Raw genomic sequence first — 26,906 nt, 5'->3', positions numbered from 1 at the left:
AAAGCACGTTTGCTCCGATCCATACCGGATAATTTCCTGATTTTATGATGGGCTCAAGCTCCTTAAACCCTTTTCTTGTTATTGCAAATATGACCATGATCGAAATTTAACATTTATATCGTAGCCCTGAAGGCCGATTTTCCCTCGCCTCATATCTCCAGACGCAACTCACGCCAGAATGTGACGAAACCCTTGCAGCGTCAAGCCTGAGAAAGACTTGGTGCAGGCGTACAAGCTGGGAAAAACGGTCTGCACGATTGATATCCGCATTTCCAACGATATCTATAACTTTTTGATTTTTCTATATTTTTATTGACTTTCAAAGTTCGGCCACAAATATCGGCCCCGACGACCGAAATTGTCCTGCTGACTTGGTCACATTACGCAGGTTGCCGTATAAATAGACAGGTCCGCTGCAGAGTTTGGTAGGCGCTGCTTAAAAATCGATCAGCGATGATCTCTTGATCTGGCCGCTGCTGGCAAAAAAGTGCGCTTTTCTGTGTGCTTGCGGTGAATCTCATTGCCCATGCCCAAACTGGCTCCTGAACAAATCAACTACTTATAATTTTCCGGACCCAGATACAGATACTCATCCCACCGGGTTCAGGGGCCGAGAATGCAAAAAGGCCCCAATAGGGGCCTTTTTGCTTTGATTGCCGGAGATCTTACTGAAGATGATCCCTCAACTCCGCCCCCGCCTGATCCAGCGCATCCTGCACCGCCGGTACATCGCTCAGGGCATTGAGCAGGCCGAAGTCGTGGATCATGCCGTTGTAGCGCACCGTGGTGACGGTGACGCCGGCGTCGTTCAGCTTGCGTCCATAGGCCTCGCCCTCGTCCCGCAATACGTCCATTTCCGCGGTCTGTATCAGCGCCGGTGGCAGTCCCTGCAGTTGTGCGGTGGTGGCGCGCAGGGGGGAGGCGTAGATCTTGGCGCGCTGCTTGGGGTCGGTGGTGTAGTTGTCCCAGAACCACTGCATCATGTTGCGGGTCAGGAAGTGGCCCTCGGCAAACTCCTTGTAGGAGGCGGTATCGAAGCTGGCGTCGGTCACCGGCCACAGCAGCAGCTGGAAGCGGATTTTGGGCGTGCCCTTCTCCTTGGCTTTCAGTGCCACCACCGCGGCCATATTGCCGCCGACGCTGTTGCCGGCTACTGCGAGACGGGAGCCGTCCACGCCGATTTCTTCGCCGTGCTCCGCGACCCACTTGGTCGCGGCGTAGGCCTGGTCGATCGCGGTGGGATACTTGGCCTCCGGTGACGGCGTGTAGTCCACATAGACTGCCGCCGCACCGGAGCGGTTGACCAGGTCGCGGATCAGGCGCTCGTGGGTGGGGTAGTCACCCAGTACCCAGCCGCCGCCGTGGAAGAACATAAATACCGGCAGGCTTCCCCTGGCGCCTTTCGGCTTGACGATGACCAACTTCAGGGGCTTGCCGTCCGCCTGAATGGTCTTCTCGGATACGTCCGCCGGTGGCAGTTTGGCGCCTTTCTGGGCGTTGGTCAGGACCGCGCGCGCTTCCTTCGGCGACAGTTGTTCTATCGGCTTGCCGCCGCCCTGTTCCAGGGCTTCGAGAAACTTCTGGGTGTTCCGCTCCACGCCGGGGGAACCGGCGGCGAAGGCGATGCTGGTATCCAGGGCGAAGAGGGCCGCGAACACCAGTCGGGCCAGGGGTGACTTTTTCATGGGGCTTTCCTCCGTACTTCGGGATTCACTTCTGGCTCTCTCAGGTCTCGATATGCAGGCGCACATCCACATTACCGCGGGTGGCGTTGGAGTAGGGGCAGACTTCCTCGTGGGCGCGGTTCGCGATCTTCTCTGCGGTTTCCTTGTCGAGACCGGGTAGGCTGACGTAGAGATCGATATCCAGACCGAAGCCCTTGCCGCTGTCGAGCGGGCCTATACCCACCTCGCCGCGCACGCTGGTGTCTTCCGGTACCTCGACTTTCTCCTTGCCTGCGACGAATTTGATCGCGCCGATAAAGCAGGCGGAGTAGCCGGCGGCAAACAGCTGTTCCGGGTTGGTGGCGTCGCCGCCGGGGCCGCCCAGTTCCTTCGGGGTGGTGAGTTTGACGTCCAGGATGCCGTCGGAGGATTTGGCCTGGCCGTCGCGGCCTCCGGTGGCGGTGGCTACGGCTTTGTAGAGTACTTGCATGACAGTTTCCTCTCTGTGGGTGGTTCTGAAGTCTAGGTGACTGTGCTGGGCACGGGGAGAAAGTTATCGCGATTACAGTTATTGCGATAATCGCTTTTGGCTATGGCGCTGATAGCCTGGCCGAAGGTGACGGCTGGCAGGGGGCGACTCTTCGGAAGGGGAGATGGCCTACTGGTCGGTGGCCTCGGCGAGGCTGTTCAGGGCCCGGCGCACCGCCTCTATCTGCGCCTTCAGCTGGCGCGCGGACTTGCGGTCCAGGCCGCTGGCGCGCAGTACCTGCTGCGGTATCGCCTCGGCCTTGCGGCGCATGGATTTGCCGGCGGCGGTGAGCTGCAGGTGGACCCGGCGCTCGTCCTTGGGGTCGCGGCGGCGGTCGATCAGGCCCTGGACTTCCAGGCGCTTTATCACCGGGCTCAGGGCGCCCTTGTCCTGCCCCAGGCGCCGGCCCAGTTCGGTGGCGGTGATGCCGTCCTCCTCCCAGAGCACCAGCATCATCAGGTACTGGGGGTAGGTGAGCCCCAGCTTCTCCAGCAGCGGCTTGTACATCTTGCTCATGGCCAGGGAGGTGGAGTAGAGGCTAAAGCAGAGCTGGTTGTCGAGTTTCAGGTCTTCGAACGCGGATTTGGCCATGGGTGTGCTCGATAGGGGCGGCAAACTTGCGCCAGTTTAGCGCAACTGTGAATGGGGTGGTTCACCGGCCGCTCAGAGTTCCCGCTGGATGGTCAGGCTGCCCAGTTGCGGCGGCACCGACTGCCCGGCGAACTCGCGCGTGCGCAGGTAGCGCGCGAAGGCGAGCCGCCAGTGTCCGTAGCTGGCCGCCACACCCACGCCGAGGCCGGCCACATAGGGGTTGCGGTCCACGTTGTGGCTGTCCTTCCAGGTGTTGCCGTCGAGCGTGATATCGTGAAAAACGATGTCCAGGTTCGCGACCACAAATCCGTGTATTTCCATTCGCGAGGGGAAGCGGCGGGCGCGGGTCGGTGCCGAGTTCACGGCGGCGGGTACCAGGGGGGCACTGCCGAAGTTGTCCGGCAATTGCGGGCCGAAACGCCATTCCGCGCCGAAGTTTACGGCGGAAACCAGGTTGCCGATACTGCCGCCGCTGCGCAGGATCAGGTCCCGCTGCCAGTCTCCCGCCGACTTCCGTTCGAAGCGGAAGCGGTGCAGTCCCGCGGACTGGATGCGGAAGACAATTTCGTCGTCGAGCTGGTTGCGCCAGCCGCGGAACCTGTCCGAGCCCAGCAGCCTGTGTACCCCCTGCTGAAGCTCCTGTCCCCGCGCGGAAGGGCCGACCATCCCCAGGTTGATCGAGACACTGCGCATGCTGTCGTCATCCCTGCCGTTGTAGTCCACTCCGAACAGCAGCACGCCCGCATAGGGCCGGTCATCCTCGATCAGGTCGCGCTGTTGCCAGTCGCCGGGGGTGAAAATGCCGTGGCCGACGTTGACCGCCATGTTGTATTCGGAAAACCCCTCCGGCTGCAGCCAGCCCAGCCCGCGGTTGAGCCAGCGGTAGCCTGCCGGCAGGCGCCTGTCCTGAAAGTGCCCGACCGTCTGCGACAGGAAGCCGATTTCAATCCCGTTGGAATAGCCCCGGTCGCTACCGGCAAACAGGTCGTTGTCGAAGCGCAGGTTGACCGCCTGCAGGGACGAATCCCCGTGCTCTGTGCCGGGGATTTCAGCGGCGGCAGTGGGCAGGGTGCTCGCGGCGACTAATACCGCAACCGCAAATCGGCTCAACTGAGCGTAAAAAAACTGGTGAATGGGCGAAATCTGCTTGAGGCTTGGGGTACAGCTGGGCATGGCCTTACAAAAAATGGGGTGGAAAAACTCTGATTCCGATGGCGCAATCTATGGGCTTTGAATGCCCTGGAAAATATCGGTTGCCGGGAAAAGCCATCGACTCACCGCAATCCGGAAGGCGCTGGAGGGATGCCTTCCCGGCGCCGGCAAAGTCTGCGGCAGCCGTGGACATTCCGGTTAGCACAGGTCTGCGCAATACTTGCCGGATTCTCCACGGGCGGCCCTTTCCCATGTCCGCCAAAAAATTTTGTAAGTTTTTCCGCCCCGCCGATACAGTACTCGCAAAATCAGTGGAGAGACCGGTGGACCCTCGCGATCGAATGTTCCGACAAGCCATGGCCGAATGCGGCGCAGGTGTCGCGCGCGTCGCCGGCAGCTATGTGCGCAACAGCGCCGAGCGCGACGACCTGGTGCAGGATATCTGGCTGGCGGTGTGGCGCGCGCTGCCGTCCTTCCGCGGTGACGCCAGTCTCAGGACTTTCATATACCGCATAGCCCACAACCGCAGTGTCACCGCGCTGGCGCGGCGGCGCGCCGTCCACGGCGGAATCGAGGCGCTGGAAGCGCTCGAAGACGAGGCCCCCGGCCCCGAGGAGCAGCTGGCAGCCCGGCGCGATGCCGAGCGGCTGGTGCAGGCGGTGCGAAAACTGCCGCTGGGCCTGCGCCAGACATTGACCCTGCGTCTCGAGGGCCTTAGCTACGCGGACATCGCCGAGGTACTCGGTATCAGCGAATCCAATGTGGCGGTGCGCCTGAACCGCGCCCGCGAACGCCTGAGTGCCCGCCTGGGCCGGGAGAGATAAGCATGAATGCGGAAAAAGAACGGGACTGGCAGGAACTGGAAAACCTCTGGCGCGAACAACCTGCCGCGGCGCCGGTGCCGGAAGAAATCCGCCTGCGCATCCGCAGGCAGGAGCGGCGTATGCGCGCCGCCGCCCTGGTCGAGTGGCTGGTGGCGATAGCCCTGTGCACCTTTGCCCTGTACCTGGCGGTCAGCGATTTCACACCGGTCAATCTGGTATGGGGGCTGATAGTCTGCGCATTGGTCGCCTGGGCCCTGAATTTTTCCACTGTTAATCGCCGCGATCTCTGGCACCCCGTCGCGGAGAGCGCCCAGTCCTATATCGAACTGGCCCTGCTGCGCCTGGCGCGCAAGCGCCGCGCCATCTGCTTTGCGTGGGTTCTGTTTGGAGTGGAGCTGGCGATATTTACGCTGTGGGACCTGCTCGCGCTGCTGGGGTGGTGGGAGCCGCTGCTGTCGGGAACACCGATGCGCAGCTTTGCCTGGCTGGCTGCGATCGCCCTGTTGCTGGCTGCCTGGAGCCTGGTTTCCCTGCTGCGTGTAAAACGGGAAGCCGAGGTTCTCGCGGGGCTGCGACGGGAATCAAATTTGTAAGGAATTTGTAGATTCGCGGACAGTAGTGGGTGAGTCAGGTGGTTTTACGGAGATGGCGATGACAGTCGCGCGACTTTACATTTTTCACGGCACGGCTTTTGTTTTGCTGGCTGTCCTGTGCGGAGTGGCGGAATCCGGTTTCCGTCCCGGTGATAGTGCCGGCTTGATAACCGGCTGCGCCGGACCCACTAAGGATGTTACCCCTGGCCGCCCATTTATCCGCGTTATCTAGTGTGGAAAGGTCGACAGGAAAATGAATGGACTTATCGATAACAGGGATATGAAAACTATGAACTTTGATCTCTCGGAAAAGCTCGACGCCTTCCTCGCGGTCTTCGAAAGCCTCAGCCTGCTACAGGGCTTGATCTTCGCGGTGCTTTTTCTCGCCGTCTGGTTCCTGCCCAGTATTCTGGCGGCATTCCTGAACCGGAAACATCTGGGCAAGATAGCCGTGGCCAATGTGCCCGCCGGGCTTTCCTGGGTCGCCTGGGTGGCGTTGCTGGCCTGGGCGGTCACCGGAAAAATGCGTAATAAAAAAGGGGCGGAAAGCCCGGCGGAACCATCCCCCTGATATTCGTTTACTGGCGAGGTAACTCTTCATTCCTGAGGGTCAGCACCTCACAGCCGCTCCCGGTGACGAGCACCGTGTGCTCCCACTGGGCGGACAGCTTCCCGTCCCGGGTGACCACCGTCCAGCCGTCCTTTTTGACTTTCGCATTGCGGCCGCCCTGGTTGATCATCGGCTCTATGGTAAAGGTCATGCCCTCTTGCAGCACCGCGCCGCTGTTCGGGCGGCCGTAGTGCAGCACCTGCGGCTCCTCGTGCATGTCCCGGCCTATGCCGTGGCCACAGTAGTCGCGCACCACGCTGTAGCCGCGCCCCTCGGCACAGCGCTGGATCGCGCAACCTATATCGCCGAGGGTGGCCCCGGGCCGGACCGCGTCTATGCCCCGCCACATGGCCTCGTAGCAGGTCTGCACCAGCTGCCGGGCCGCCGGTGCAACGCCGCCGATCATATACATCTTGCTGGAGTCGGCGATAAAGCCGGATTTCTCCAGGGTGATATCCACATTGACGATATCGCCGCTCTTCAACAATTGTGATGCCCGCGGCATGCCGTGGCAGATTACCTCGTTGACCGAGGTGTTGAGCGCGTAGGGGTAGCCGTACTGGCCCTTGCTGGCCGGCCTGGCCCGCAGCTCCCCGACGATAAAGGCCTCGGCCCTGTCGTTGATCTGCATGGTGGATACGCCGGGGGCGATAAACTCGTCCAGCATCGCGAAGACGCGAGCCAGCAGCCGGCCGGCGTCGCGCATCAGCGCCTGCTCGGCGGCGTTTTTTATCCTGACACTATTCACGGGTCAGCTCTTCCAGCGACGGCGTCTGCGCGCGCAGCAGTTTCTTGCACAGCTGGTTGTAGCCGAGCTCCGGGTTGAGTTCCGCCAGCATGCCGATCTTGATCCAGAACTCCGCCTGCGCATTGATGGAGCGCGCCATGGCGGTACTGGCCTTGCGTATCTCGTCGTGCAGCTCTTCGGAGATTTTGACGATGCCCATGAGTGACCCTTTCCGATTGAATATGCGAACCATATATAAAACATATATATAGCATAGGACGGACCTTCCCTGGAGTTCAATATGCAATTAGTTGCATATATATTCCTGCGAGGCTATGGTTGAGCGACAACAATAAGCAACCAGCCGAGAGGCCAATATGGCGGATTCCGCAGCAAGCGGGCGCAAAGCCCTCCAACCCAGCCGGCTGAGGATTGGCCGGCGCTACAGGGCCAACCGCCTGGAGGGGCCCTACGATGCCCTGGTGATCGGCTCCGGAATCGGCGGTCTCACCACCGCGGCCCTGCTGAGTGCCACCGGCAAGAAGGTACTGGTTCTGGAGCAGCACTACACCGCCGGCGGTTTCACCCACGCCTACGACCGCAACGGTTACGAGTGGGATGTGGGGGTGCACTATATCGGCGACGTGGGTGATCACCCGACCATGACCCGCAGGCTGTTCGACTTCCTCTCCGCCGGCAACCTGAAGTGGGCGCCGATGGACAGCTGCTATGACCGCATCTGTATCGGCGAAGAGCAGTTCGACATGCGCGCCGGGCGCGACCAGTTTGTCGCCGGGCTGCTGAAACACTTCCCCGGCGAAGAGAAAACCATCGAGGCCTATCTGCAGCGGATCTCCGTGGTGGGCAGCGCCATGCGCCTGTTCACTATGGAGAAGCTGCTGCCGCGCTGGTGCGCTCCGCTGCTGGCGCTGTGGAAAAAATTCTCCTGGCCGGACTACCTGAACAGGACCACCTACGAGGTGCTGCGCGAGCTGACCGACAACGAGAAACTGATCGCAGTGCTCACCGGCCAGTGGGGCGACAACGGCATGACGCCCAAGACCGGCAGCTTCATCATCCACGCGCTGATCGCCAAGCATTATCTGTACGGCGGCTATTACCCGGTGGGCGGTGCCAGCCAGATCGCCGCGACCATCATCCCGCAGATACAGAAAGCCGGCGGCGAGGTGTTCACCTATGCGCAGGTGGAGACCATCCTGCTGGACGGCAATCGCGTGCGCGGCCTGCGCATGGCGGACGGCACCGAGATAGAAGCGCCGCTGGTGATCTCCGGCGCGGGCGTATTCAATACCTTCGAGCGCCTGCTGCCGCGCAGTGCCGGCGAGCGCGCCGGCTACGGTCGCGACCTGCAGGGCGTGCAGCCATCCATGGCCCATCTCTGCCTCTATATCGGCCTGCAGAAAACCGCCGGGGAGCTGGGGCTGCCGAAGACCAACTACTGGCTCTACCCGAGCGCCGATTACGAGGGCGAAGTACAGAAATTCCTCGCCGACAGCGAGGCGGAAATCCCGCTGGTCTATATCTCCTTCCCGTCGGCCAAGGACCCGAGTTTCACCAAACGCTACCCGGGCCGCGCCACCATAGAGATAGTTGCGCCGGCAAAATTCGAGTGGTTTGAGAAATGGCGCGACCGGCCCTGGGGCAAGCGCGGTGAGGACTACGAGGCGCTGAAGGAAAAATTCAGCGAGCGGCTGCTGGGGCACCTGTACAAACACTTCCCGCAGCTGCGCGGACAGATCGACTACTGCGAACTGTCCACGCCGCTGTCGACGGACTATTTCTGCTTCTATCCTCGCGGCGAGATCTACGGCCTGGACCACGACCCTAAGCGCTTCCGGCAGTCCTGGCTGCGACCGCAGAGCCGCATCAGGGGCCTCTACCTGACCGGCCAGGACATCATGAGCTGCGGCGTGGCCGGGGCCATGATGGGCGGTGTGGTGGCGGCGCAGAGTATTCTCGGTTGGCGGCGCGACCTGCGCTTACTGAAGTGCATACTGGCCGGGAGCCTGACATCAGGCCGCCCGCAGGCGCCTTCGGCGGCGCAGACCGAAGTCTGACGTAATGGCGCTTTTCCTCGACTGGTGGTCGCTAAAGCAGGGCACAACTGGCCGGGGGGCGACCATGCGCAGCGAATACAAGGCGCTGTTGCAGTAGACAGTTTTGCGGTTGCGGATAGTATGATCGCGGCCCATGGCCGCGATCGAGTTTTAAGGTTTTACCTAAGCCGCGGTTATACGTACAGATGTTTGATGTTGGAGAATGGAGTTGCGGGAATACCGCCCACCCACCGAGCCGTTCCTGTCGGTAGTTTACGCCGATGAATCGCTGCTGGTGCTGGACAAGCCCAGCGGCCTGCTCAGCGTACCCGGCCGCGACCCGGCCCATAGGGACAGCCTGGCCAGCCGGGCGCAGGAACGCTATCCCGGCGCGTTGATCGTGCACCGGCTGGATATGGATACCTCCGGCCTGGTGATCATGGCGCGCAACCCGGAGGCGCACCGCAAGCTCAGTGCGCTCTTCCAGAAGCGGCAGGTGGAAAAAAGCTACTGCGCCAGGGTGTGGGGGCAGCCTGAGAGTGATTCCGGGGAAATCGACTTGCCCCTGATCTGCGACTGGCCCAACCGGCCGCGGCAGAAAGTGGACTTCGAAGTGGGCAAGCCGTCGCTGACCCGCTGGGAAAAGATTTCCGTGTCCGGTGGCTGCAGCCTGGTCGAACTCAAGCCGGTCACCGGCCGCTCGCACCAGCTGCGGGTGCACCTGCAGGCGATAGGCCACCCGATACTCGGCGATCCCTTCTACGCCCACCCGCAGGCGCTGGCGGCGGCACCGCGATTGTTGCTGCACGCGACTGAGCTGTCATTGCCCCATCCGCAATCAGGCGAGAGGACGCAATTTAGCAGCGCGCCGGACGAGCGATTATTCCTCTAAACAAAAAAATACGCGGGGCTCCCCATGCCCCCTACAGAGGGCTCTCGCCATACCGGCGCAGGCCGGAATCCAGGTGCCGCAAAGCTGGATTCCGGCCTGCGCCGGTATGACGAACCGTTAGATATACGAACGGGAACAGGTACGGATCGGGTTTTATTTTTTCTTGCCCGCCAGTGCCGCCGCGAGGATATCGCCCATACTGCCGCGACCGCCGCTGTTCTGCTGTTGCCGGCTTTTATTGTTGTGACGCTGCGCCTGGCGGCTCTCGCGGTGATCGCCCTTCCTGACGCCGCCGCTGCCCTGCTCGCCTGGCTCGTCGCTCATGCGCATGGACAGGCCGATGCGCTTGCGCGCCACGTCCACTTCCATCACCTTCACCTTGACGATGTCGTTGGCCTTGACCACTTCGTGCGGGTCCTTGACGAACTTCTCCGACAGCGCGGAGATATGCACCAGGCCGTCCTGGTGCACGCCGATATCCACGAAGGCGCCGAAGTTGGTGACGTTGGTGACCGTGCCCTCCAATACCATGCCCGGGCGCAGGTCCTTGATCTCCTCCACGCCCTCTTCGAATTTCGCGGTGCGGAATTCCGGGCGCGGGTCGCGGCCGGGTTTTTCCAGTTCGGCGATGATATCGGTCACCGTCGGCACACCGAATTTCTCGTCGGTGTAGTCGGCCGGGTTCAGTTTTCTCAAAAAGGCGGAGTCGCCGATCAGGCTGTTGATCTCGCGGCCGTTCTTCTCGGCGATGCGCTTGACCACTATGTAGGATTCCGGGTGCACGCCGGACTTGTCCAGCGGGTTCTCGCCGTTGTTGATGCGCAGGAAGCCGGCGGCCTGCTCGAAGGCCTTGGGCCCCAGGCGCGGCACTTCCTTCAGTTGGTTGCGGTTTTTGAAGGCGCCGTGCTGGTCGCGGTAGCTGACGATATTGGCGGCGATGGAGGCGCTCAGGCCGGACACGCGCGCCAGCAGCGGCGCCGAGGCGGAATTGAGTTCGGCGCCGACGCCGTTTACACAGTCTTCCACCACCGCATCCAGGGAGCGCGCCAGCTGGGTCTGGGACACGTCGTGCTGGTACTGGCCGACGCCGATGGATTTCGGCTCGATTTTCACCAGCTCGGCCAGCGGGTCCTGCAGGCGGCGGGCGATGGAGATGGCACCGCGGATGGTCACGTCCAGGTCGGGGAACTCCCTGGCGGCGAATTCGGATGCGGAGTACACCGAGGCGCCGGCCTCGTTCACCATGACCTTCTGTGCGCTGAGCTTGAATTGCTTGATGGTTTCGCCGACGAACTTGTCGGTTTCGCGGCTGGCGGTGCCGTTGCCGATCGCGATCAGGCCCACATCGTACTTCTTGCACAGGGCGGCGATGACTGCGGCGGACTCGGCGAGCCTGTTCTGCGGCGGGTTGGGGTAGATGGCGGTGTGGTCGAGTACCTTGCCGGTGGCGTCGACGACGGCCACTTTCACACCGGTTCGCAGGCCCGGGTCCAGGCCGATGGTGGCCTTCTGGCCGGCGGGCGCCGCCAGCAGCAGGTCTTTCAGGTTGCGGGAGAAGACCTTGATCGCCTCCTCCTCCGCTTTCTCGCGCAGCTCGCCGAGCAGATCGGTTTCCAGGCTGGTCAGCAGCTTGATGCGCCAGGTCCAGCGCACCACCTCGCCCAGCCACTTGTCCGCCGGGCGGCCCCGGTCTTCGATCCCGACGTGCTTGGCGATCATCGTCTCGCAGGGGTGGCCCTGGGTCGGCGCGCGCTCCTCGTCGCCCTCCAGTCCCAGGCTGATGGCCAGCACGCCCTCATTGCGGCCGCGGAAGATCGCCAGGGCGCGATGGGAGGGTACCTTGGCCCAGTCCTCGGAATACTCGAAGTAATCGCGGAACTTGGCCCCTTCCTCCTCCTTGCCATCCAGCAGTTTGGATTTGACCTGGCCGTCGCGCTTGAGGAAGTCGCGCAGCCTGCCCAGCAGTTCGGCGTCCTCGGCGAAGCGCTCCATCAGGATGAACTTGGCTCCGTCGAGGGCGGCCTTGATGTCCTTGACGTGCAGGGAGGCGTCTTCGTTGTCGGTGTTGAGGTACTGTTGCGCTTCCTCTTCCGGGTTCAGGTCCGGGTTGCCGAACAGAGCGTCGGCCAGCGGCTCCAGGCCGGCCTCGATGGCGATCTGGCCTTTGGTGCGGCGCTTGGGCTTGTAGGGCAGGTAGAGGTCTTCGAGGCGGTTCTTGGTGTCGGCGGCCTGGATCTGTGCCGCCAGTTCCGGGGTCAGCTTGCCCTGCTCGTCGATGCTCTTCAGGATGGTGGCGCGGCGGTCCTCCATCTCGCGCAGGTAACGCAGCCGCTCCTCCAGGGTGCGCAGCTGGGTGTCGTCCAGGGCGCCGGTGACCTCCTTCCGGTAGCGGGAGATAAACGGCACTGTCGCGCCCCCGTCCAGCAGCGCCACCGCGGCGGCCACCTGTTGAGGGCGTACGTTGAGTTCTTCGGCGATTCGGGCGTTGATATCCAGCATCTTGTTCTTACATCCGTACTGCGGGGCTTCTTTCTGTCGTAGGAGCGGCGGGGCGGCCATCCGCCGTTGGTCGCGAAGGGTCTTTGTTCAAGGTCCGATCGCGGCAACCGCCATGGATGGCGGGAATGCCGATTGTACATGGAGCACACAATCGGCCAACAGCCGCTCCTACCAGGGCAAATTCGGTGGGGCATTATGCGCGACGCGCGCGCTGCGAGAAAGGTTTGACAGCGGTCCCGCCCCCAATGCCTGGTTATTTGCGGCGAATCGCAGCCGCTTGCGGTGACCTGCATCCGAAACGGCCCCCTTCGCCGTCGAACTCCAGTAGAATGCGCAGCTAGTTAAATTTTGAACAATTTCCGTGCCGTCCGGGTTGAGGGTTTTCGTGAAAATTTCCAACAAAAACAAGTTACTGGCGATCGTTGTTGCCGCCGGCGTTGCCTCCATAGGTCTGGTTTCGGTCCTTGCGCCGAAACCTGAGGAAAAAGTTGTCGAGGCGGCGGTGCCGCCTGTGGCCGACGTGCTCTACGCCGAGCCCGGCCGCCACACCCTGCTGGTGCCCAGCCAGGGTACGGTGCACGCGCGCCACGAGATCGAGGTGGTGGCCCGGGTCGGCGGCGTGATCGAGCGGGTGAACGACGCCTTCGTGCCCGGCGGCTTCTTCGCCGAGGGGGATTCGCTGGTGCAGATTGAGTCCGCGGACTATGAGCACCAGCTGACCCGCGCCGAATCACAGCTGGCCAATGCCAAGTCCACCCTGGCCCAGGAGCAGGGCCGAGCCAAGCAGGCCAGGCGCGAGTGGCGCGACCTGGGCAGCAAAGCTGCCAACGATCTCTTCCTGCGCAAGCCGCAGCTGGCCGCCGCCGAGGCGGCGGTGGCCGCGGCCCGCGCCGATCGCGACCAGGCCAGGCTGGACCTGGAGCGCACCCGGGTGCGGGCGCCCTTCGCCGGCCGCGTGGTGGAGACCTTCGTCGACCTGGGCCAGTACATCACACCCGGCACCCGCCTGGCGAAGATCCACAGCACCGGCATCGCCGAGGTGCGCCTGCCGCTGACCGACCACCAGCTGTCCCTGCTGGACCTGCCCCTGGGCCAGTCGATCGAGAACGGCCCCGCGGTGCGCCTCTCCGCGCAGATCGCCGGGCAGCAGCGCGAGTGGCGCGGCGAGATAGTGCGCACCGAGGCCAGCATCGACCCCAACAGCCGTTTTGTCTACGCCGTGGCCCAGGTAGCTAATCCCTACCAGGGTGAGGCGCCGCTGGTGAACGGCCTGTTCGTGGAGGCGGATATCGCCGGCAAGACCTTCGACAATATCCTGCGCCTGCCGCGCCAGGCCCTGCACGAGGGCGATCACCTGCTGGTGCTGGATGCGGAGAACAAGCTGCTGTTCAGGGAAGTGGAGCTGCTGCAGGCTGTGGACGAGGACGTCTGGGTGCGCGGCGATATCGTCCCCGGCGAGCGGGTCATCGTGTCCAGCCTCGGCTACTCACGCGAGGGCATGGTGATAACCGCCAACCCGCTGAACGAAAAGCCCACCGGCCTGCTGCTGGGCGATGAGGGCGAGGCCGACGAGTCCGCCGCTGAAGCCGCCAGCGCCGCTGCCGCCGGCCATGTCAAATCCGCCGCGGGCGCTTCGAAGGGAGCGCGCTGATCATGCAGGGCATCATCGGATGGTTCGTCCGCAACAGTAAGGCCGCCAACCTGCTGATGATCATGATCATCATCGGCGGCATCTTCGGCATCTCCCATATCGGCCGCGAGGTCTTCCCGGCCATCAACCCGGGCATAGTGTCGGTGGATATCAGCTATCCCGGCGCCGGTCCCCGGGAGGTGGAGCAGCAGGTCACCCTGCGGGTGGAGCAGGCCATCTCCGACGTGAAGGGCATCAAGGAGGTGAACTCCTTCTCCCGCCGCAGCCACAGCACCGTGCGGGTGGAGGCGGTGGACGGCTACGACGAGCTGCGCCTGCTGAACGATATCAAGGTGCAGGTGGACTCGATCAGCACCTTCCCCGCGGATATCGAGCGCCCGGTGGTGTCGCTGGCGGAGTGGTCGACGCAGATAATGCATATCGCCATCGGCGGGCCCGTGTCGCCGCGCCAGCTGAAAGACACGGCGCTGGACCTGCGCGACAAGCTGCTGCTGCTCCCCGGTGTGCGCCAGGTGGAAGTCTGGGGCGACCGCGCCGACGAGGTGTCCATCGAGGTCTCCGAACTGGACCTGCGCCGCTACAACCTGAGCTTCGACGACGTCGCCAACGCGGTGCGCCGCTCCTCCCTGGACCTGCCCGCGGGCATGGTGCGCTCCGACCGCGGCGACATCCAGGTGCAGACCCGCGGCCAGGCCTACTCGGCCGACGACTTCGCGCGCATTCCCCTGGTCAGCCGCGCCGACGGCACCCAGCTGCTGTTGGGTGACGTGGCGGATATCGAGGACGGCTTCGAGGAAGAAGGCTCGGTGATCCGCTTCAACGGCAATCCGGCCATGAACCTGCGCGTGCTGCAGGGCGAGCCCCTGGACGTGGTGGCCACCGCCGATGCGATCAAGGCATTCATGGCCGAGGCCCGCGAGCAGCTGCCGCCGGGCATGGAGTTCGATGTCTGGTTCGACTTCTCCAAGGCCTACGAGGGCCGCATGAACCTGCTGGCCGGCAACGCCCTCGGCGGCCTGGTGCTGGTGTTCGTGCTGCTGATGCTGTTCCTGCGCCCGGCGCTGGCGGTCTGGGTGACCGTGGGCATCGCCACCGCCTTTATGGGCGCCCTGTGGCTGCTGCCGGTGACCGGTGTGACCCTGAATATGCTGTCCCTGTTCGCCTTCCTTCTGATCCTGGGGATCGTCGTCGACGATGCGATCATCGTCGGCGAGGCGGTGCACGCGGCCCACGACCGCGGAGTGACCGGCCTGGCGGCGGCGGAGGAGGGCGTCAAGCAGGTGTCCTCGCCGGTGCTCTTCGCCGTGATATCCACCATGGTGTTCTTCGTGCCCATGCTGTTCCTGCCCGGCTATACGGCGCAGATGATGCTGTCCCTGCCGGTGGTGGTGCTGCTGGCGCTGTCCTTCTCGCTGATCGAATCGCTGCTGATACTGCCGGCGCACCTGGTGAACCTGAAACCGGAGAAGAAGGCCACTTCCGGTCCGGGCAAAAAACTACAGGCGCTGCGCGGCAAATTTGCCGGCGCCATGCAGGTGGCCAGCGAAAAATACTATATGCCGCTGCTGGAGAAGTCCCTCTCCAACAGCCGCGCCACGGTGATGATCTTCCTGATGGCGCTGTTGCTGTCCTTCGCGGTGTACAAGGGCGGCTACGTCGGCTCCTCCTTCTCGCCCAAGGTGCCCTCGGACCTGCTGGAGCTGAACACCGTCATGGCACCCGGTGAATCCTTCGAGGAGGCCAAGCGGGTCATGGAGCAGTTCGAGCGCGCCGGCGAAAAGCTGGCGCAGGACGAGGAGATGCTGAAGCTGAACAACGGCGAGCCCTTCGTGAAGAACACTATGGTGTTCCTGTGGCGCGGCAACATTCACGTGCTGCTGCAGCTCACCGACGGCGAACTGCGCGACGTCACCTCGGAACAGCTGGCGCTGCGCTGGCGGAAATATATCGGTGAGCTGCCCGCCAGTGTCGAGGAGATGAATATCTCCGCCACCATCGGCGAAGACAACGCCGGCATGTCCCTGAACCTGAGCACTGCCTCCGGTGATATGGACGAGCTGCGCGCGGCAGCCGACGCGGTGAAGGCGGCGCTGGACGGCTATGCCGGTGTCTACGACGTGCGCGACAACCTCACCAGCGCGCGCAAGGACATTGAAATCCAGCTCAAGCCCCACGCCACCAATATGGGCATCGGCCTCGCCGACGTGGCCAAGCAGGTGCGCCAGGGCTTTTACGGCGAGGAGGTACAGCGGATCCCCCGCGGCCGCGAGGACGTGCGCGTGATGGTGCGCTACCCGGAGGAGGAGCGCGCCAGCGAGGAGCAGATGGACCGCATCCGCATCCGCACCAACCAGGGCGAAATCCCCTTCAGCGCGGTGGCGGACGCCATCTATGTGCCCGGCTATACCACCATCCGCCGCAACGACCGCGAGCGCGCCGTGCGGGTCACCGCGGAACTGACTCCGGGTGCGGCCGATGCCCACGAAGTTCTTAAGCAGCTGCGCGAGAAAAATGTGCCGGCGTGGGAAAAGCAGTTCCCCGGCTTCTCCCTGAAGACCGCCGGTGAAATGCAGGAGGAGCAGGAATTCAACGGCGCCATCATCGCCTTCTTCGTGCTGTCGCTGTTTACCATCTACGCGCTGCTGGCGATCGCCTTCCGCTCCTACTCACAGCCGCTGCTGATCCTGACCGCGGTGCCCTTCGGCTTCTTCGGCGCCGTCTTCGGCCACCTGCTGCTGGGCCACGATATCAGCATCATGTCCATGCTCGGCTTCCTCGCCGCCGCGGGCGTGGTGGTGAACGACAACCTGGTGCTGATGGACCGCATCAACCAGCTGCGCGCCAAGGGTATGGCGGTAATGGATGCGGTGGTGCAGGCGGGCCGCGACCGCTTCCGTCCGATCATCCTCACCTCGCTGACCACCTTTATCGGCCTGGTGCCGATCATGTTCGAGCGCTCGATACAGGCGCAGTTCCTGATCCCGATGGTGGTCAGCCTCGCCTTCGGCGTCCTCTGCGCCACCTTCGTGACCCTGATCCTGGTGCCGAACCTGTACAAGGTGATCGAAGTACTGCGCCTGAAGCTGGGCGGCCGCAAGGGCGAGGCGGAAGTACTCGTCTCCCTGGAAAACGCCTGAGGCCCAGCTCCCCTCTCCCGCTGGTGGGAGAGGGGCGGGAGAGAGGGGCGGGCGGACCCATTGCGCGGCCCCGCACAAAGTGCCTAAACTAGCCGCCGATAAAACGCCGACTCTGTGTCGGCTTTTTTATGTCTTGCCCAAAGGATTACCCCACCCATGCGCATACCGCGTATCTTCTCCCCCGAACCTCTGGCCGGCCGCAGCGAAATCGAACTGGACGAGGCCGCCTCCCGCCACCTGGTCAAGGTGCTGCGCCTGGGCCCCGGCCGTCCCCTGGTGCTGTTCGACGGCAACGGCGGCGAGTACAGCGCGGAGCTGGTCGAGAGCGGCAAGCGGGCCCGGGTGCGCCTGGGGGAGTTCACCGCCGGAGACCGCCAGTCGCCCCTGGCGCTGACCCTGGCCATCGGCATCTCCCGCGGCGACCGCTTCGACTGGGTGATTCAGAAAGCCACCGAGCTGGGCGCAGCGGCAATTCAGCCGCTGTTTACCGAGCGCTGTGAGGTGAAGTTGAGCGGCGAGCGGCTGCAGAAAAAACTCGCCCACTGGCGCCAGATCGCCGCCAGTGCCTGCGAGCAGTGCCAACGCAACCGGCTGCCGGTTATTGCCGAACCGCTGAAGCTGGCGCAATATCTCGATCGTGCGCAGTGCGAGCTGAAACTGGTGCTGCACCACCGCACAGAGCTGGACCTGCGCCAACTGGAAAGGGAGCGCGGTGTGCCGCAATCGGCACTGTTGCTGGTGGGCCCCGAGGGCGGTCTCTCCGAGGCGGAGATAGACGCGGCCCTGGCCCGGGACTTCCTGCCCCTGCGCCTGGGGCCCCGCGTCCTGCGCACAGAGACGGCCCCGGTGGCAGCGCTGTCGGTGCTGCAGTTCCAGTGGGGCGACCTGTAGGGTGCGCCGCGCGCACCATTGGCCCTGCCCGGTGCGCACGGCGCACCCTACTCTTACATCGGCAAACCAAGTTATGGAGAACTCAATGGTTAAACTGATCCTGTGGATGCTCGGCCTGGCGATCATCGCCCTGTCTGTCGCCATCATCGTGCAGCCGCAACTGGCGCGCAGTATCAGCGAGCGCCTGAACGAAACCGGCTACGCGGTCTCCGCCTGGGCGCGCATCGTGATCGGCCTGATACTGCTGCTGATCGCCGACACCCGCGCCTGGAATATCCTCTTCAATGCCCTCGGCGTGCTGATAGTGCTGAGCGGCGCCTATATGCTGCATATCGGCTTCGAGCGCAGCAAGGCACTGGCGCTGCGCATAGCCGGGAGCAATGAAAACTTCCTGCGCGTCAGCGGTGCCGTGGGTGTGTTGCTCGGCCTGCTGCTGATCTCGGCGAGCTAAAAGATGTTTGCCACCGAACTGGTGATCTTCGATTGCGACGGCGTGTTGGTGGACAGCGAGAGCATCGTCTGCCGCGTGCTGGCCGAGGAGATGAACAGGCTCGGCATGGAGACCACTGCCGAGGAGCTGGACGAGCAGTTCAGCGGCCGCCCGGCACAGGACTGCCTGCTGGAGATTGAGACCCGCTACGGCGGCCCGCTGCCGGAGCACTATTTCCACAACACCGAGCGACGCATCCGCGAGGCTTTCCACGCGGAACTGGAGCCGGTGGCCGGCATCGAGGACCTGCTCGACCACCTGCTGCAGGTCAACCTGCAGAGCTGTGTCGCCTCGTCGGGCTCCCACGAGAAGATGCAGCTGACCCTCAACAGGACCGGCCTCTACGACTATTTCGACGGGCGCATCTTCAGCGCCGAGGACGTGTCCCGCGGCAAGCCCCACCCGGATCTCTTCCTGCACGCGGCCCAGGTCATGGGGGTGGAGCCGCAGCACTGCCTGGTGGTGGAGGATTCCATCGCCGGGGTCAAGGCGGCGGTGGCCGCGGGCATGCCGGTGGTCGGCTACAGCCGCCACCCTGTGCGCGGGCCACAACTGGCAAAGGCCGGCGCGCGGGTGGTTGGCGACCTGATGGCGGTGCTCGACTTCCTGTGAATCCCTGTCCCTGTGGGAAAGGGTGCCGGCGACACTAGAATTCTGCCGACGCCAGCCACCGGGAGTACCGCTATGGGCAGTCCCTGCCGCTGTTGTCCGTCCCTGGTGGCGGGCCTGCTACTGGGGGCCACCCTGCTTGTGGGCGGCTGCGATGACCCCTACAAGAAATACGCCCTGGATCCCCTCACCGAAGTGCAGGACAGTGAGGGCGAGCAGGCCGCGCGCCGGGCAGCCCCCTTCGCCGACGAACTGGTGCGCTACCTGCGCGGTAAGCCCCGCGAGGACGACAACGAATTCATCCTGCGGGTGGAATTCGAGCCCGGCGGCTTTGCGCCGCTGATGGATACCATCGGTGAGATAGAGGCGCTGCTGGTGATCATGCGTGACTTCCCGGATCTGCGCATCGCCATCGAGGGCCACACCGACAACGAGGGAGAGCCGGAGAAAAATTTAAAGCTGTCCCAGTGGCGCGCCGACTGGGTGCGGCGCTTCCTGCTGGAACGCGGTATCGCCGGGGAGCGGGTCCAGGCCGAGGGCTTCGGCGACAGCGACCCCATCGCCGACAACGGTACCCCTTCGGGACAAAAGAAGAACCGCCGCCTGGTGATCCGCATACTGAATTTCGATCGCCAGTCCGCGTCGATAGTGCCGCAGGCAGGTTCCGAGTAAACGAAGATTGAAGCGCCCCCGCGCGTCCCAGGGCCGCTGGCTGCACCGCTGACCGATAAAAATTTTTCCCTCCCCTGTCGATTTTCCCTGTCCCGCCCGACTAACCCCTGAGAACACTGCGAGCGCGAGGGTATTGTGAAATACCTGTGCCTGGTTTATCCGCTAACATCGCCCGATTGGCCCCCGCCCGCCGGGGGGCCGCCGCTGGCCGCGGCGCTGCTCCTGCGCGCGCGGGACCTGAACCTGGCCGTGCAGCGGATCTCGGCCCTGCTGCAGCAAAGTGATATTGCCGTCATGTGGCGCCTGGCCCCAGCCGACGCCGGAATCACGATAAACAAGGAGATAGCCATGAAATACCTGTGCCTCGTTTACAGCGAAGAGGACAAGCTGCACTCGCTGCCTGACAGCCCCGAGGATGCCGAGTGCCAGGCCTACGCCGAATCGGTTGCGGGGAGCGGCCGCATGCTGGCGGCGGAGGCCCTGGAGCCGGTGAGCAGCGCCACCACGGTGCGCATGCGCGGCGGCCAGGTGAGCATCACCGACGGACCCTTCGCCGAGACCAAGGAACAGCTGGCCGGCTTCTACCTGCTGGATGCGCAGAACCTGGACGAGGCGCTGGAAATCGCCGCCGGCATTCCCGCCGCCCGGGTCGGCAGTGTGGAAGTGCGCCCGGTGCGCCAGCTGCAGGTGTGATGCGGCTCCCCTTTCCCTAACCCACTCCCCGAGGGGAGTGGGGACAAATCGTGCAATCAACTAAAGGAAGAGAATCAACCATGCAATTTTCCCCCTACCTGAATTTCAACGGCAACTGCAAGGAAGCCTTCGAGTTCTACGCCCGGGTGCTCGGTGGCGAGATAATTTTCATGTCCACCTTTGCCGAGGCGCCACCGGAGGCGGACGTATCCCCGGACGCGAAAGACCAGGTGATGCACGCGCAACTCAAGGTCGGCAACCAGATCATCATGGCCTCCGACGCGCCGCGGAGCTTCCAGCCGGCCCAGGGCATGCACATCACCATCGGCGTCGACACGCCGGAAGAGGCGGAGCGCATCTACGGGGCCCTGTCCGAGGGCGGCGAGATCTCCATGCCCATGGAGGAGACCTTCTGGGCGCAGCGCTTCGCTGTATTCAAGGACCGTTTCGGCACACCCTGGATGGTCAACTGCGACAAACCGATGCCGTAAACCGCTGTTGGCCGCTGTTAACCGCCGCCATTCAATGGTTGAATAACTGCCTCAATGTGTAGGAGCTTCAGCGGAGAGGCATGGCGGTGGTGCAGGGAAAAGGCATACAGATACGGCTGGAGGAAATCTACCGCGCGGAGTCGCGCCGCGTACTGGCCACACTGATCCGCCTGCTGGGGGATTTCGAGCTGGCCGAGGAGGCGTTGCACGAGGCCTTCGCCGCGGCTCTCAAGCAGTGGCCACAGGAGGGGCTGCCGGACAACCCGCGCGCCTGGCTGGTGTCCACCGGCCGCTTCAAGGCCATAGACCGGCTGCGTCGCCAGGCCCGCCAGGCCCCGCTCACCGAGGAGATGGCGCAGCAGCTGGAATCCGAAAGCGGCGATCCCGCCGACTGGGCCGAGGACCGGGTGGAGGACGACCACCTGCGCCTGATCTTCACCTGCTGCCACCCGGCGCTGTCCGTGGACGCGCGGGTGGCCCTGACCTTGCGCGAAGTCTGCGGCCTCACCACCGAGGAAATCGCCAGCGCCTTCCTGAGTTCCCCCGCGACCCTGGCCCAGCGCATAGTGCGGGCGAAGAACAAGATCCGCAGCGCCGGTATTCCCTACCAGGTACCCGGCCGCCGCGACCTGCCCGAGCGGCTCGACGGCGTGCTGCGGGTGATTTACCTGGTATTCAACGAGGGCTATTCCGCCTCCGCCGGCGAGGAGTTGACCCGCGCCGATCTGAGCGGCGAGGCCATCCGCCTCGGCCGCCTGCTCAACCGCCTGTTGCCGGACCCGGAAGTGCAGGGTCTGCTGGCGCTGATGCTGCTGAATGAGTCCCGCCACCACGCGCGCACCGATGCCGCCGGCGAACTGGTGCTGCTGGAAGACCAGGACCGCAGCCTGTGGAGCAGGGAACTGATCGCCGAGGGCGTAGCACTGGTGCAGGCTGCGCTCCGGTCCCAGCGCTTCGGCCCCTACACCCTGCAGGCGGCCATCGCCGCAGTACACGCCGAGGCCCCCAGCACCGCGGAGACCGACTGGCGGGAAATCGTCGGACTCTACGATGTCCTGCAACGCCTCGCCCCCGGCCCGGTGGTGGCCCTGAACCGGGCCGTGGCCGTGGCCATGCGCGACGGCCCCGAAGCAGGCCTGCAGCTGGTGGAGGACATTCTCGCGAGCGGTGAACTGGCCGACTACCACCTGGCCCACGCGGCCAGGGCGGATTTCTGTCGGCGGTTGGGAAAAACAGAGGAAGCGAGGTCGGCCTATGAAAAGGCGATGGCGCTTGCGCGGCAGGAGCCGGAGCGAAAATTTCTGCAGAAAAGGCTGGCGGAGCTGTAGGGGCGAACACAAGGTTCAGCCCTGCATTATTTTTCCAGATCCAGCGCGCGCAGAATTTCCGCCGTCGGCTCCACCTGGTTCATGGTGTAGAAGTGCAGCCCCGGCGCGCCGCCTTCCAGCAGCGCCTCACACAAGTCAGTCACCACTTCCAGCCCCAGCTTCCTGACATCCTCCGGATCGCGATAGCTCTCCATCCGCTGGCGCAGCCAGCGCGGAATCTCGGCGCCGCAGTTGCGCGAGAAGCGCGCCAGGTTGGCAAAATTGGTGATCGGCATTATGCCCGGATAGATGGGCGCGTCTATGCCGGCCTTTTCGCACTGGTCGATAAAGTAGAAGTAGGCATCCGGGTTGTAGAAGTACTGGGTCAGGGCGCTGTCGGCGCCGGCCTCGAACTTGCCCTTCAGGTAGCGGATGTCGTCGTCGTAACTCTCGGACTCCGGGTGGATCTCCGGGTAGGCGGCCACTTCCAGGTGGAAGTGATCACCGGTGTGGCGGCGGATAAAAGCGACCAGTTCGTTCGCATAGACCAGCTGTGCCACCGCACCCATACCGGAAGGCATGTCGCCGCGCAGGGCGACGATGCGGTCCACGCCCGCTTCCTGGTACTGCTTCAGGAGGCCGAGGATGGTCTGCTCGTTGTCGCCGCCGAACGACAGGTGCGGGGCTATGGAGATGCCGTCGCGGCGCAGGCCGGTGACGATATTCGCCGTGGTCTCGCGGGTGGTGCCGCCGGCGCCGTAGGTGACGGAGAAGAACTCCGGGTTGAATGCCTGCAGCGCCTCGCGGGTCTTGTAGAGTTTCTCCCGGCCCTCGGGGGTTTTGGGCGGGAAGAATTCAAAACTGATTCTCATAGTTTCAGGCTCGTTTGGTCAATGCGTTGCAGAGCTCTGCCCGTAGGAGCCTGCAAGCAGGCTCCTGCAGAACAGCGTCAGCGCCGCATTAGTACTTGTAACTTTCCGGCTTGTAGGGCCCATCGACGGACACGCCGATATACTTGGCCTGGTCCTCGGTCATGCGTGTGATCACGCCGCCGAAGCCCTCGACCATGTAGCGCGCCACCTCCTCGTCCAGCTGCTTCGGCAGCACCTTCACGTAGAGGGCCGAAACCTTCTGGTCCGCCGGCAGTTCGGCGAACTTCTCCTGGAACAGGTGGATCTGGGCCAGCACCTGGTTGGCGAAAGAGCCGTCCATGATACGGCTCGGGTGACCGGTGGCGTTGCCCAGGTTCACCAGGCGGCCTTCGGACAGCAGCAACAGGTGATCGTTGGTTTCGCTGTTGCGAATGATCTTGTGCACCTGCGGCTTCACTTCCTGCCACTCCCAGTGCTTGCGCATATAGGCGGTGTCGATTTCGTTGTCGAAGTGGCCGATATTGCACACCACGGCGCCGCTCTTCAGCGCGCCCAGCATATGGGCATCGCAGACGTTGGTATTGCCGGTGGTGGTGACGATCAGGTCGGTGTTGGCCAGCAGTTCCCTGTTGATGCCTTCGGCGGTGCCGGTGTTGATGCCATCTTTATACGGAGACACCAGCTCGAAGCCGTCCATGCACGCCTGCATCGCACAGATGGGGTCCACTTCGGAGACCTTGACGATCATGCCCTCCTGGCGCAGCGATGCGGCGGAGCCCTTGCCCACGTCCCCGTAGCCGATCACCAGTGCCTTCTTGCCGGCCAGCAAATGGTCGGTGGCGCGCTTGATGGCATCGTTGAGGCTGTGGCGGCAGCCGTACTTGTTGTCGTTCTTGCTCTTGGTGACGGAGTCGTTGACGTTGATCGCCGGCACTTTCAGCGTGCCCTCGCGCAGCATTTCCTGCAGGCGGTGCACGCCGGTGGTGGTCTCCTCACTGATGCCATGGCAGTTGTCGAGAATCTCCGGGTACTTGCGGTGCAGCAGTTCGGTCAGGTCGCCGCCGTCGTCGAGGATCATGTTCGGCTGCCAGCCGGCCACGTCGGCTCCCACGGTGCGCTCCAGGCACCACTCGTACTCCTCCTCGGTCTCGCCCTTCCAGGCGAATACCGGGATGCCGCTGGCGGCGATAGCCGCGGCGGCGTGGTCTTGGGTGGAGAAGATATTGCACGAGGACCAGCGCACTTCGGCACCCAGCGCGACCAGTGTCTCGATCAGCACCGCGGTCTGGATGGTCATATGGATGCAGCCCATGATGCGCGCGCCTTTTAGCGGCTGCTCGGCCCGGTATTTCTCCCGCAGGGTCATCAGCGCCGGCATCTCGCCCTCGGCGATCTCGATCTCGCGGCGGCCCCAGCCGGCCAGGGTGATGTCGGCGACTTTGAAGTCTTTGAATTCGGTGCTCATCTGGTTCATCGTGTTTCCCAATCAATTCGTTTCTTTGTTGGTGTAAAGCGCTGCGCTTATTACACCCTACGGCCTAGATTTTTCCTGTAGGAGCCTGCTTGCAGGCGAATATTGCCGTGTCTCATCAACCTTTTATTCGCCTGCAAGCAGGCTCCTACGACATAACTCCCGAGTCCCGAGTCCCGTAATTTACAGGCCCGCCTGCGCGCGCAGCGCCTCCGCCTTGTCGGTCTTCTCCCAGGGGAAGGCGGTGAAGGTCTCGCTGCGCTCCTCGCCGTTGCCGTCGACCCAGTTGTAGGTGTGCTGGAAGGGCTCGCGGCCGAAGTGGCCGTAGGCGGCGGTCAGCTGGTACATCGGGTGCAGCAGGTCCAGCGCCTTGGAAATCGCGTAGGGGCGCAGGTCGAAATTCTCTCGCACCAGTTCGATCAGTTTGTCCTCACTCACCGCGCCGGTACCGAAGGTGTTGATGGACACCGAGGTGGGCTCGGCCACGCCGATGGCATAGGACACCTGGATTTCGCAGCGCTTGGCCAGGCCGGCGGCGACGATGTTCTTGGCCACATAGCGGCCGGCGTAGGCCGCGGAGCGATCCACCTTGGACGGGTCCTTGCCGGAGAAGGCGCCGCCGCCGTGGCGGGCGGAGCCGCCGTAGGTGTCGACGATGATCTTGCGCCCGGTGAGGCCGCAGTCGCCGACCGGGCCGCCGATCACGAACTTACCGGTGGGGTTGATATGGTACTTGGTGTCCGCGTGCAGCCATTCCGCCGGCAGCACATGGTGCACGATCAGTTCCAGCACCGCCTCGCGCAGGTCCTCCTGGCTGACGTCCGGGTTGTGCTGGGTGGACAGCACAACCGCGTCGATCGCGCAGGGCTTGCCGTCTTCGTCGTAGCGGAAGGTCACCTGGCTCTTGGCGTCCGGGCGCAGCCACGGCAGCAGGCCCGACTTGCGCACTTCCGCCTGGCGCTCCACCAGGCGGTGGGCGTAGTAGACCGGTGCGGGCATGAATGTGGGGGTCTCGTCGGTGGCGTAGCCGAACATCAGGCCCTGGTCGCCGGCGCCCTGGTCTTCCGGCTTGGCGCGGTCGACGCCCTGGGCGATATCCACCGACTGCTTGCCGATCACGTTGATCACACCGCAGGTCTCGCCGTCGTAGCCGACATCCGAAGACGTGTAGCCGATATCGGTGATCACCTTGCGCACCAGTTCCTCCAGGTCCACCCAGGCGGTGGTGGAGATCTCGCCGGCGATCACGGCGATGCCGGTCTTCACCAGGGTCTCGCAGGCCACCCGCGCCTGCTTGTCCCGCGCCAGCAGGGCATCCAGAACCGCGTCGGAAATCTGGTCGGCGATCTTGTCCGGGTGTCCTTCGGATACGGACTCCGAGGTAAACAGTCTGTATTCACTCATGTGAGCGTCTCCTTTCCTATTCCGCCGCGGGCGGTTTTATAAATTCGCGAATCTGAATCTGGAATCCGTTGCGCAGCGCGCTGTATACACTGCGTCCGTTCTGCAGCCCCGCATCCTCGGCCCAGGCCTGCAGCTGTTCCGGTGCAAAGCCCAGCCACAGGTCGCCGCAGGCCTCGCGGGCCCAGTCCTGGCGGTGGTCCTGCAGTTCCGCCACCAGCAGCTGGCCGCCGGGCTTCAGCGCCGCCTGCAGGTCCCGGAGAATCTGCGCCGGTTCCGGGGTGTGGTGCAGCACCATATTCACCACGATGCTGTCCGCGCTCTGCGGGCGCGCCGCGGCCTCGCGGGTGTCGCCGCAGACAAATTCGATATTCCCCAGCTGCCGCTCGCCGGCGAACTGCCGCGCCCGCTCGAGCATGGTGCCGGACAGGTCCAGCGCGGTGACCCGCTCGAAGCGGCCCGCCAGCTCTTCCAGGAATTCCCCCTCGCCGGGCCCCACTTCCAGCGCCGCGGCGCCGGGTTTCAGCAACTGCGCCACCTGGGGGCCGTAGACCTCGTAGCCGGCGATCAGCTCCTGTTGTTCGCGGAAGCGGTTGCCGTAGTCGGCAAAGAAGCGCCGCGAGGCCTCGGCGCGCTCCTGGGCCACCTGTTCCACCGCCTCCGCCAGTTCGGGGCGCAGCGGCAGCCGATCCAGGCCGGTAAACAGCGGTTGCAGGCCGTCGCCACTGCGGCGATAGAAGAGGTTGTTGCCCTCGCGGCGCCTGGTCACCAGCTCCGCCTGGGCCAGCACCTTCAGGTGGTGGCTGAGCGCCGGCTGGCGCAGGTCGAAGATGCGGCACAGCTCCAGCACGCTGTAGGAGTCCTGGCTCAGCAGGCGCAGTATCTCCAGGCGCAGCGGGTCGCCGGCGGCCTTCAGGCGCGCGGCCAGCTGCGCTATGTCGCCGCCGGGCCCCTTTTCGGTATCCGCGGCGCTATCAGGAGATTGCGGAGATTGAAGCATGGCGGAGAGTCTAGCAGTGGTTTTGTTCTGCATCAAAGTTTTTTGATATAGTTGCATAAGAAAATTTTGATGCAGCTGCCGGT

At 63.8% G+C, this 26,906-nt stretch carries 25 protein-coding genes; 14 read left to right on the top strand and 11 right to left on the bottom strand.

All coding sequences use genetic code 11. The features are described 5' to 3' along the window. Window positions 1-665: 665 nt before the first annotated feature. The 4 genes from AC6R19_RS21060 to AC6R19_RS21045 form a co-directional block, all read right to left on the bottom strand. The gene (locus tag AC6R19_RS21060; RefSeq protein WP_500581848.1) at window positions 666-1,685 is read right to left on the bottom strand and encodes an alpha/beta hydrolase; all 1,020 of its coding nucleotides are present in this window, start codon (window positions 1,683-1,685) and stop codon (window positions 666-668) included. Between the two features lie 40 nt (window positions 1,686-1,725). Continuing rightward, window positions 1,726-2,154, bottom strand: coding sequence for an organic hydroperoxide resistance protein (locus AC6R19_RS21055; protein ID WP_500581847.1), 429 nt, complete (start codon window positions 2,152-2,154; stop codon window positions 1,726-1,728). Window positions 2,155-2,322: 168 nt separating this feature from the next. Next, window positions 2,323-2,784: a MarR family winged helix-turn-helix transcriptional regulator gene (locus AC6R19_RS21050; RefSeq protein ID WP_500581846.1), complete on the bottom strand. Its 462-nt coding sequence runs from the start codon at window positions 2,782-2,784 to the stop codon at window positions 2,323-2,325. Between the two features lie 72 nt (window positions 2,785-2,856). Beyond that, a complete protein-coding gene (locus AC6R19_RS21045; protein WP_500581845.1) occupies window positions 2,857-3,894 on the bottom strand; it encodes a lipid A deacylase LpxR family protein in 1,038 nt (345 codons plus the stop codon). A 383-nt stretch (window positions 3,895-4,277) separates the two neighbouring features. On the opposite strand from AC6R19_RS21045, the gene AC6R19_RS21040 reads away from it, so the two are divergent. The 3 genes from AC6R19_RS21040 (at window position 4,278) to AC6R19_RS21030 (ending at window position 5,924) form a co-directional block, all read left to right on the top strand. Beyond that, window positions 4,278-4,760 carry an RNA polymerase sigma factor gene (locus AC6R19_RS21040; RefSeq protein ID WP_500581844.1) on the top strand — a complete coding sequence of 161 codons (483 nt, stop codon included), beginning with the start codon at window positions 4,278-4,280 and terminating at the stop codon, window positions 4,758-4,760. 2 nt (window positions 4,761-4,762) lie between these two features. Further along, complete coding sequence (locus AC6R19_RS21035; RefSeq protein WP_500581843.1) at window positions 4,763-5,353, top strand: hypothetical protein; 591 nt, start codon at window positions 4,763-4,765, stop codon at window positions 5,351-5,353. A gap of 289 nt (window positions 5,354-5,642) precedes the next feature. Then, on the top strand, window positions 5,643-5,924 hold the full coding sequence (locus AC6R19_RS21030) for a superinfection immunity protein (RefSeq protein ID WP_500581842.1): 282 nt from the start codon (window positions 5,643-5,645) through the stop codon (window positions 5,922-5,924). 7 nt (window positions 5,925-5,931) lie between these two features. Here AC6R19_RS21030 and map read toward each other — a convergent pair whose 3' ends face one another. Both map and AC6R19_RS21020 read right to left on the bottom strand, forming a co-directional pair. Further along, entirely contained in the window at window positions 5,932-6,711 is a 780-nt protein-coding gene (gene map / locus AC6R19_RS21025; RefSeq protein WP_500581841.1) for a type I methionyl aminopeptidase, read from the bottom strand. Beyond that, the gene (locus AC6R19_RS21020) at window positions 6,704-6,910 is read right to left on the bottom strand and encodes a ParD-like family protein (protein ID WP_500581840.1); all 207 of its coding nucleotides are present in this window, start codon (window positions 6,908-6,910) and stop codon (window positions 6,704-6,706) included. Before AC6R19_RS21020 ends, map begins: the two co-directional genes overlap by 8 nt. 157 nt (window positions 6,911-7,067) lie before the next feature. Between AC6R19_RS21020 and AC6R19_RS21015 the strand changes: the two genes are divergently transcribed. Both AC6R19_RS21015 and AC6R19_RS21010 read left to right on the top strand, forming a co-directional pair. Then, a complete protein-coding gene (locus AC6R19_RS21015) occupies window positions 7,068-8,768 on the top strand; it encodes a phytoene desaturase family protein (protein ID WP_500581839.1) in 1,701 nt (566 codons plus the stop codon). Window positions 8,769-8,970: 202 nt separating this feature from the next. Beyond that, complete coding sequence (locus AC6R19_RS21010) at window positions 8,971-9,639, top strand: RluA family pseudouridine synthase (protein WP_500581838.1); 669 nt, start codon at window positions 8,971-8,973, stop codon at window positions 9,637-9,639. A gap of 153 nt (window positions 9,640-9,792) precedes the next feature. Here AC6R19_RS21010 and AC6R19_RS21005 read toward each other — a convergent pair whose 3' ends face one another. After that, complete coding sequence (locus AC6R19_RS21005; protein ID WP_500581837.1) at window positions 9,793-12,138, bottom strand: Tex family protein; 2,346 nt, start codon at window positions 12,136-12,138, stop codon at window positions 9,793-9,795. Between the two features lie 385 nt (window positions 12,139-12,523). Here AC6R19_RS21005 and AC6R19_RS21000 point away from each other — a divergent pair, with 385 nt between their 5' ends. The 9 genes from AC6R19_RS21000 to AC6R19_RS20960 all read left to right on the top strand — a co-directional run bounded on the left by AC6R19_RS21000 (window position 12,524) and on the right by AC6R19_RS20960 (window position 22,100). Then, complete coding sequence (locus tag AC6R19_RS21000) at window positions 12,524-13,789, top strand: efflux RND transporter periplasmic adaptor subunit (protein WP_500581836.1); 1,266 nt, start codon at window positions 12,524-12,526, stop codon at window positions 13,787-13,789. A 2-nt stretch (window positions 13,790-13,791) separates the two neighbouring features. Then, complete coding sequence (locus AC6R19_RS20995) at window positions 13,792-16,926, top strand: efflux RND transporter permease subunit (RefSeq protein ID WP_500581835.1); 3,135 nt, start codon at window positions 13,792-13,794, stop codon at window positions 16,924-16,926. A gap of 156 nt (window positions 16,927-17,082) precedes the next feature. After that, window positions 17,083-17,817 (top strand): 16S rRNA (uracil(1498)-N(3))-methyltransferase, encoded by a 735-nt coding sequence (locus AC6R19_RS20990; protein ID WP_500581834.1) that lies wholly within the window; start codon window positions 17,083-17,085, stop codon window positions 17,815-17,817. Between the two features lie 85 nt (window positions 17,818-17,902). After that, the gene (locus AC6R19_RS20985) at window positions 17,903-18,268 is read left to right on the top strand and encodes a hypothetical protein (protein WP_500581833.1); all 366 of its coding nucleotides are present in this window, start codon (window positions 17,903-17,905) and stop codon (window positions 18,266-18,268) included. 3 nt (window positions 18,269-18,271) lie between these two features. Beyond that, window positions 18,272-18,919: an HAD family hydrolase gene (locus AC6R19_RS20980; RefSeq protein WP_500581832.1), complete on the top strand. Its 648-nt coding sequence runs from the start codon at window positions 18,272-18,274 to the stop codon at window positions 18,917-18,919. A gap of 72 nt (window positions 18,920-18,991) precedes the next feature. After that, complete coding sequence (locus tag AC6R19_RS20975) at window positions 18,992-19,588, top strand: OmpA family protein (protein WP_500581831.1); 597 nt, start codon at window positions 18,992-18,994, stop codon at window positions 19,586-19,588. Window positions 19,589-19,723: 135 nt separating this feature from the next. Next, window positions 19,724-20,281 (top strand): YciI family protein, encoded by a 558-nt coding sequence (locus tag AC6R19_RS20970; protein WP_500581830.1) that lies wholly within the window; start codon window positions 19,724-19,726, stop codon window positions 20,279-20,281. A gap of 80 nt (window positions 20,282-20,361) precedes the next feature. After that, entirely contained in the window at window positions 20,362-20,772 is a 411-nt protein-coding gene (locus AC6R19_RS20965; RefSeq protein ID WP_500581829.1) for a VOC family protein, read from the top strand. Between the two features lie 80 nt (window positions 20,773-20,852). Continuing rightward, window positions 20,853-22,100 (top strand): RNA polymerase sigma factor, encoded by a 1,248-nt coding sequence (locus AC6R19_RS20960; RefSeq protein WP_500581828.1) that lies wholly within the window; start codon window positions 20,853-20,855, stop codon window positions 22,098-22,100. A gap of 26 nt (window positions 22,101-22,126) precedes the next feature. Here AC6R19_RS20960 and metF read toward each other — a convergent pair whose 3' ends face one another. From metF to AC6R19_RS20940, 4 genes are all read right to left on the bottom strand, one after another. After that, on the bottom strand, window positions 22,127-22,951 hold the full coding sequence (metF, locus tag AC6R19_RS20955; protein ID WP_500581827.1) for a methylenetetrahydrofolate reductase [NAD(P)H]: 825 nt from the start codon (window positions 22,949-22,951) through the stop codon (window positions 22,127-22,129). An 88-nt stretch (window positions 22,952-23,039) separates the two neighbouring features. Continuing rightward, the gene (gene ahcY, locus AC6R19_RS20950) at window positions 23,040-24,425 is read right to left on the bottom strand and encodes an adenosylhomocysteinase (protein ID WP_500581826.1); all 1,386 of its coding nucleotides are present in this window, start codon (window positions 24,423-24,425) and stop codon (window positions 23,040-23,042) included. Window positions 24,426-24,605: 180 nt separating this feature from the next. Further along, window positions 24,606-25,826, bottom strand: coding sequence for a methionine adenosyltransferase (metK, locus tag AC6R19_RS20945; RefSeq protein ID WP_500581825.1), 1,221 nt, complete (start codon window positions 25,824-25,826; stop codon window positions 24,606-24,608). Between the two features lie 16 nt (window positions 25,827-25,842). Beyond that, entirely contained in the window at window positions 25,843-26,823 is a 981-nt protein-coding gene (locus tag AC6R19_RS20940) for a metalloregulator ArsR/SmtB family transcription factor (RefSeq protein WP_500581824.1), read from the bottom strand. Between the last annotated feature and the right edge of the window lie 83 nt (window positions 26,824-26,906).

The sequence above is a fragment of the Microbulbifer sp. SE14 genome, from assembly GCF_059834885.1.
Note: the sequence above shows the minus strand (reverse complement) of the source record. Positions and strands in the feature narration are given on the sequence as shown.